Origin of the sequence: Pararoseomonas baculiformis (assembly GCF_017813395.1) — a bacterium.
Taxonomy (GTDB): Bacteria; Pseudomonadota; Alphaproteobacteria; order Acetobacterales; family Acetobacteraceae; genus Roseomonas; species Roseomonas baculiformis.
In genome coordinates this window covers 1-1,123 of the sequence record NZ_JAGIZB010000105.1, presented here as the reverse complement: position 1 = coordinate 1,123, position 1,123 = coordinate 1, and the positions used below count along the sequence as shown (strand labels likewise).

Sequence of the window (1,123 nt, the reverse complement as noted above, 5' to 3'; positions counted from 1 at the left end):
CACCCGCTCACGTCCGGGTTGCGCCCGTGCCAGCAGCCTGGCCATCCCGCGCCTCCAGAGCTCGTCAACCGACCACCCTGCTAACGCACAACGCCAGCCAGCTTTGCCGGCCTAGAAAAAAACGCCGCGCCTGCGCCTCGTCAGCGACAGCGAGACCTCATCGATCATCACCGGCCCCAGGCCTGCTCCATCCGACGGGGGTGCCAAGTGATCGGGTTGTCGCGTAGCAGCTACTACTACCAGGCCCAGGAACGCTCTGTCGCGTTGACGGATAGCGAGCTGGAGGAGCTCATCGGCGCCATTCAGGATGAGCTGCCCGGTTACGGCTACCGCAGGGTTACGCAGGAGCTCAGGCGACGGGGACACCTCATCAACCACAAACGCATCGCCCGGGTGATGCGGACGAAGGGCATGGGGATCAAGCCACGGCGGCACCATGTGCGCACCACCGACAGCAGGCACGACAGCCCGGTCTTCCCCAACCTGTACCAGAACATCATCCCGGCACAGCCGAACCGGGTGTGGGTGGGCGACTTCACCTACATCCGGATCGCCTCAGGGTTCTGCTACCTGGTCGCTATCCTGGACGCCTGCAGCCGCAAGGTGGTCGGCTATGCCATCTCGCGCAGGATCGACACCCCCCTGGCCCTGGCTGCCCTGAGATCGGCCGTGCAGAGCCGCCACCCTCCGGCCGGGTGCATCTTCCATACCGACCGCGGGTGTCAGTACGCCAGTGAGACCTACCGCCGGGCCCTGGCGGAAGCCGGGCTCCAGGGCTCGATGAGTTCCGTCGGCAATCCGTACCACAATGCGCAGGCCGAGAGCTTCATGAAGACGCTGAAGGTCGAGGAGGTCTACATCAGCGGCTACGAGACGTTCCAGGATGTCACGGAGCGTTTGCCGAGGTTCATCGAGGAGGTCTACAACGCCAGGCGACTACACTCCGCACTTGGCTACCGATCACCCAATGAGTTCGAGAACCAACTGGTCCCGCACGTAGCTTAGCTCGACTTTGGCCATTTGAGCTGAGGAGAGGCGGCGGAGCGGGCTGACCGGCTAGGGTGGATGCGTCCCCGCCAAGAGACGCCGCCATGCTCTGCCTGCCGACCCGCTTCGCCGCGGT

At 64.7% G+C, this 1,123-nt stretch carries 1 pseudogene; it reads left to right on the top strand.

Annotated elements, in window-relative coordinates:
* Positions 1-147 precede the first annotated feature (147 nt).
* A pseudogene (locus tag J8J14_RS24775) lies at positions 148-1,005 on the top strand (IS3 family transposase); the annotation flags it as partial.
* Between the last annotated feature and the right edge of the window lie 118 nt (positions 1,006-1,123).